This window comes from Desulfovibrio sp., assembly GCF_018379785.1.
Classification (GTDB): domain Bacteria; phylum Desulfobacterota; class Desulfovibrionia; order Desulfovibrionales; family Desulfovibrionaceae; genus Desulfovibrio.
Map to the genome: position 1 here is coordinate 1 of NZ_JAGZUV010000117.1, position 4,359 is coordinate 4,359.

Annotated in this window: 4 protein-coding genes; 2 read left to right on the forward strand and 2 right to left on the reverse strand. The window is 61.6% G+C overall.

Annotation, left to right across the window (positions count from 1 at the left end):
- Nucleotides 1-94: 94 nt before the first annotated feature.
- Together hflX and KH208_RS15265 are read right to left on the reverse strand one after the other, a co-directional pair.
- Complete coding sequence (gene hflX / locus KH208_RS15260) at nt 95-1,645, reverse strand: GTPase HflX (protein ID WP_291437720.1); 1,551 nt, start codon at nt 1,643-1,645, stop codon at nt 95-97.
- A gap of 469 nt (nt 1,646-2,114) precedes the next feature.
- Entirely contained in the window at nt 2,115-2,705 is a 591-nt protein-coding gene (locus KH208_RS15265) for an IMP cyclohydrolase (RefSeq protein WP_008686106.1), read from the reverse strand.
- 112 nt (nt 2,706-2,817) lie between these two features.
- Here KH208_RS15265 and KH208_RS15270 point away from each other — a divergent pair, with 112 nt between their 5' ends.
- Both KH208_RS15270 and KH208_RS15275 read left to right on the forward strand, forming a co-directional pair.
- Nucleotides 2,818-3,297, forward strand: coding sequence for a hypothetical protein (locus KH208_RS15270; RefSeq protein WP_291437722.1), 480 nt, complete (start codon nt 2,818-2,820; stop codon nt 3,295-3,297).
- A gap of 105 nt (nt 3,298-3,402) precedes the next feature.
- Nucleotides 3,403-4,209, forward strand: coding sequence for an exodeoxyribonuclease III (locus tag KH208_RS15275; protein ID WP_291437724.1), 807 nt, complete (start codon nt 3,403-3,405; stop codon nt 4,207-4,209).
- Nucleotides 4,210-4,359: the final 150 nt, after the last annotated feature.

The following is a 4,359-nucleotide window of genomic DNA, read 5'->3' on the forward strand; positions in this document are numbered from 1 at the left end:
CATAGCAACTCGATATGACAAGCTGGATGTCATTTTCCTTGCTTTTATCGTTTTTGCTCTCATCGTCGAGGCTCTCAAATAGTGTTAACAGGCCCTAGTTCAGCGAGAAGGGCATATCCGGAATGACCGGCGGCCTGTTCCGGGTCAGCAGGTCTGTTTCCAGTTGTTCCAGCAGATAGTTGAGACCGTCGCCGCTTTTGGCCGAAACGGGCAGGGCCAGGGGAAAGGCGTCGGCCAGCTCGGCCCGGGCCGGAGCCGCAAGCTGATCCCATTTGTTGAGCACCAGCAGGCGCGGCACGCGGTCCAGTTCCATTTCGGCCAGAATGGTCTCCACCGCCGCAATCTGTTGCAGCAGGTCCGGGTGGGAGGCGTCGGCCACGTGCACCAGCAGATCGGCGGCCTCCAGCTCTTCCAGGGTGGCACGGAAGGCGTCCATGAGTTCTTTGGGCAGATTGCGGATAAAGCCCACGGTGTCGGCCAGAATAATTTCCCGTTCCGCCGGAAAGCGCAGCCGCCGCGTGGTGGGGTCCAGGGTGGCGAAGAGTTTGTTTTCCGCCAGTACGTCCGAGCGGGTCAACCGGTTCAGCAGAGTGGACTTGCCCGCGTTGGTATAGCCCACCAGGGCGGCCAGGGGGATGCCCTGGCGCGAGCGGCGGGCACGGGTGAAGGCGCGCTGCCGCCGCAACTGGTCCAGTTCCTTGCGGATGCGGGCCATGCGCTCACGGCTTTTGCGGCGGTCCGTCTCCAGTTTGGTTTCGCCGGGGCCGCGCCCGCCGATGCCGCCCATGAGCCGGTCCATGGCCCGGTTTTTGCCCACCAGACGCGGCTGGGTATAGCGCAGCTGCGCCAGCTCCACCTGGAGCTTGCCCGCTCTGGTCACGGCATGCTGGGCGAAAATATCCAGAATAAGCTGGGTGCGGTCAATGACCTTGCGCTCGGTGATGTCGGCCAGATTGTGCAACTGGGCGGGCGAAAGCTCGCCGTCAAAAACCAGCATGCCCGCGCGGCCTTGCAGGGCCAGCACTTCCAGTTCCGCTACCTTGCCCTTGCCCAGAATCAGGCGGGGATTGACCTGGGCCACGCGCTGGGCCATGCGTCCGGCTACGGTGAGACCGGCGGTACGGGCCAGTTCGGCCAGTTCGTCCAGATTGCGCTCCTGCAGAACCTTGGGCTGGGCCGCCACGGAAACGAGCAGGGCGCGCGGGGCGTCCGTCGCTTCCCGCGCGTCCTCGCCGCGCCGGGCCAGCTCTTCTTCCAGGGCTTCGGCCGTGGCGGTGAACTGCGCGGCCGTGCGGTCCCAGGGCTGTGGGGCATCCAGGTGGTAGGGCCTGCCCGCGGTGCCGGAAGGCAGCAGATGCGCGGCCTGCCACTGCACGGGATCGCCCGTGGGATTCACGCTGAGGGCGATGACCGCGTCCAGGCGCAGGAAGAGCATGTCCATGAGGTCTTCCTGGCTGATGCCGTCCGGAGAGAGGTGGGTGTGCAACAGGCGCAGGCCGCGTAACCGCTCCTGGCCGGTGCGGCCGCGCGGCAACTCGGGAATGAGGATGCCGCCTGCCTCGCCTACCAGAACCATCTGCACCCGGCCCTTGCGGTCGATAAGCAGCCCCACCTGCCGCCCCAGGGCGCGCGACAGAAGAGCCATCTCGCGGGCCTGCTCAATGGTGTAGACATCCTCCGCCGGAAACCGGCGGTTGAAAAGGCGGCTCAGAGCATTGAGCTGACTCGGCTTGAGCCCCTGCAGATTACCTTCTGGCTTGGGAATGGCGCGTCTCCTTTCTCCGGCGTGCAGCGAGCGGGCCAGGTCGCCCGCCGCGAAACAGCATGGATCCAGCCGAAGCGATCGAGGGCGGCCCGGAGGGCTATCCCCGTTGGCGGCAACGGAACCATACGGGGATTGACAGTGATGACCGCAGTCTTCGGCTGAATGGATCTGTGAAACGCTTTGCGTTTCACAGGTAATCCGGTCTGGGAGCTGTTTCTAAATTAGGATTTTCGCTCTCTGCCAAGGAAGGCGAGCCTCGGGCGGAGGGAGTATATTCAAACATATTCGACCTTCGCACGGGGCGAGCCTGACGCAGGCAGAGGGCGAAAGGACAATTTAGAAACAGCTCCTAGGGCCGCAGATAGGAGGTAATCAGCGCATCGTAGCGCGAAGTGGCCTCAAATGCCCGTGAAGCCATGACCTGCCGGAAGTTGAGGCTCACATTCATATCGTGTTGGCGCAGCTCGTCCATGGCCGCGCCGTACCATTGGGGCGAGGGCAGCACCAGGACGCTGTGAAAATTTTTGGCCGCCGCGCGCAGCATGCAGGGACCGCCGATGTCGATTTCCTCCACGGCTTCTTCCAGGGAGAGGTGGCGTTCCACCGCACCGGCGAAGTCGTAGAGATTGACGCAGACCAGGTCAAAAGGCCGGATGCCTTTTTCGGCCAGGGTCTGCATGTGGAAGGGGTCATCTTTGTTGGCCAGGATGCCCGCGTGGATCTTGGGGTGCAGGGTTTTGACGCGCCCGCCCAGAATTTCCGGGAAGCCGGTCACCGTGCTGACGGCGGTGACGGGCAGGCCCGCCGCCTCCAGCACTTTCTGGGTGCCGCCGGTGGAAATCAGCTCCACGTCGCGGGAACTGAGGAAAGTGGCGAAATCCACAAGGCCGCTCTTGTCCGTAACGCTCAGGATGGCGCGGCGGATTGGCAGAACTTCCATACTGCAGGGACTCCTTAAAAAGTGAATCGGACACAGACGGGCAGAACCCGCCTGCGCGCATTTCGCGACAAGGCTTTGCGGACAAATCCTTGCGGAGCAGTTGCGGCATTGCATGCGTGAACTGCTCGAAAAAAACGCCGCCCGGCAGATCCTCAGCAGGCCTGTCCGGCAGCACTTTTTGTGTACCGGAAAAGCGGATTGCGCGCAATGGGGCGCAACAGCACACCCGGGACAATCACATAATATAGAGCGAAAAAGAAAAATGCTCTTGCGTCAGGCTTGCTCTAACTTCGCGGCTATTTTACAAAATCCGCCTTTTCCGCGCGGGCGGCGTTATCGGCGCGTTTTTGCTGCTCTCATACTTGAGTATAGCTCTGCTCCCGATGCCCGTAAGGCTCGCTTTGCTCGCCGACAGGCACGGCCCTTTGGGTCGCTTTCCGGTCGGTTTCCGCGCAAAAACGTGCCGCGGCCTTGCCCGCCTGAAAAACCGCCAATTTTGCAAAATTCCAGCAAAACCAGCCCCCGCTCACTTGCCGACTATGTCGGCCGCGTTCGCGGGAATAAGGAAGACTCACCTAATGGAAGCAAATGAATATCCGGCGATTGAAGCATTCATGCGATAGCCCTGACAGCGCACCGGTCCGCGCGGGCTTGCCCCCGGCAGCGGCCTTGGCTATGCTGCGGCCCTGGAGGACATATGCGGATAAAACTTGTCTCCTGGAATGTGAACGGCCTGCGTGCGCTTTCCGCCAAGCCGGAGTGGAAGTGGTTCGCGCGCACCGACGCCCGGATCGTTGCCCTGCAGGAAACCAAGGCCCACCCGGAGCAGCTCAAGGAAGAACTGGCCAGCCCTGAGGGCTGGGAGGCCCACTGGTCCTCAAGCCATGTGAAAAAGGGGTATTCCGGAGTGGCGGTCTTCAGCCGGATGGCGCCTCTGGCCGTGCGCGCGGAACTGCCCGATCCCCGATGGCAGGGCGAAGGCCGCCTGCTGCATCTGGAATTTCCCGACTTCCACTTTTTCAACGGCTACTTCCCCAACGGCGGGGCCGAGGAGCTGGATGAAAACGGCAAACCCACGGGACGCTTCAAGCGCGTGCCCTACAAGATGGGCTTTTTCGAGGCCTTTCTGAATTATGCGGAAGAGTGCCGCAAAAGCAAACCCATTGTGGTCTGCGGAGATTTCAATATCGCCCATCAGGCCATAGATCTGGCCCGCCCCAGGCAGAATGTGAAAAATACCGGCTTTCTGCCCGAGGAACGCGCTTTTCTGGACCGCTTCACGGCCATGGGCTATGTGGACACCTTCCGCAAGGTGCACGGCGACCAGCCGGACCAGTATTCCTGGTGGTCCTACAAGACCCGCGCGCGGGAAAAGAACATCGGCTGGCGCATCGACTATTTCTTTGTTTCCGAAGAGCTGGCCCCGGCCGTCAGCGATGCCTGGATCGAAAACGACGTCTACGGTTCGGACCATTGCCCGGTGGGGCTGGAGCTGGAGCTGTAGAAGCCGGGTCGCGACCAGGGCCGCGTCAAGCGAAACATCTTACAGGAACACGCCCTAGGTGTTTAGTCCCACAGTGAAGTGGCTTGGATCAATATGGAATCTTTCGGGCTCGATAGCCCATACTGCTCTCACAAATTCATAGGGAGATTT

Bases quoted from the DNA above. Each gene is read 5' to 3' on its own strand.
- hflX (WP_291437720.1), bottom strand. From the start codon at position 1,645: ATGGCTCTTCTGTCGCGCGCCCTGGGGCGGCAGGTGGGGCTGCTTATC.
- KH208_RS15265 (WP_008686106.1), bottom strand. From the start codon at position 2,705: ATGGAAGTTCTGCCAATCCGCCGCGCCATCCTGAGCGTTACGGACAAG.
- KH208_RS15270 (WP_291437722.1), top strand. From the start codon at position 2,818: ATGCGTGAACTGCTCGAAAAAAACGCCGCCCGGCAGATCCTCAGCAGG.
- KH208_RS15275 (WP_291437724.1), top strand. From the start codon at position 3,403: ATGCGGATAAAACTTGTCTCCTGGAATGTGAACGGCCTGCGTGCGCTT.